Below are 709 nucleotides of genomic sequence, written 5' to 3'. Positions count from 1 at the left end.
CGCCATGGCGGGCGCGGGCGCGGCGGCGGCGCTGGTGCTGGCCATCGGCGCGCGGCGCGGCTTTCAGCCGGTGACGATGGTCATCGCGGGCATGCTGGTCGGGCTGACCGCCAGTGCGGTTGCGGGGGCGGTCACGCTGGCGCAGGGACAGTACCTGCTGTCGCTGGTCATCTGGAACGGCGGCTCGCTGGTCCAGCAGGACTGGTCGGGGGTCGCCGCGCTGGCCGGGGTGCTGGCCTTGGGTGGCCTGGCCGCAGCAGTGCTGGCCCGTCCGCTGCGCCTGCTGTCCCTGGGGGCCGAGGGCGCGCAGGGCCTGGGCCTGAACGTCGCCGCGATGCGGCTGGCGGCGGTGGCCGTCGCGGTCGTGCTGGCTGCGGCCGTGTCGGCGGAACTGGGGCTGATCGGCTTTGTCGGGCTGGCGGCGCCTGCCCTGGCGCGCAGCCTGGGGGTGCGGACCATCCCCGGCCTGCTGGCTTGGTCGCCGGTCCTGGGCGCACTGATCCTGTCGATCTGCGACGGGCTGGTGCTGGCCCTGGCGGGCCTGGGGGCCGAGATGTTTCCCACCGGCGCGCTGACCGGGCTGGTCGGCGGGCCGCTGTTGATCTGGCTGCTGCCGCGGCTGCGGGGCACATCCCCGCCCGGCGCGGAATCGGGCGACCGCCCTGCCCCACGGCTGGCCCGTCCGGGGCCGCTGCTGGCGGCGATGGCG

Annotated in this window: 1 protein-coding gene; it reads left to right on the top strand. The window is 76.6% G+C overall.

All coding sequences use genetic code 11. From position 1 onward, the window contains the following. A partial coding sequence (locus FHD68_RS18760; RefSeq protein WP_139086645.1) for an iron chelate uptake ABC transporter family permease subunit occupies nt 1-709 on the top strand: 709 nt, incomplete at both ends.

This window comes from Paracoccus marcusii (assembly GCF_006151785.1).
Lineage (GTDB): Bacteria > Pseudomonadota > Alphaproteobacteria > Rhodobacterales > Rhodobacteraceae > Paracoccus > Paracoccus marcusii.
This window is presented reverse-complemented; position numbering and strand designations above follow the sequence as displayed.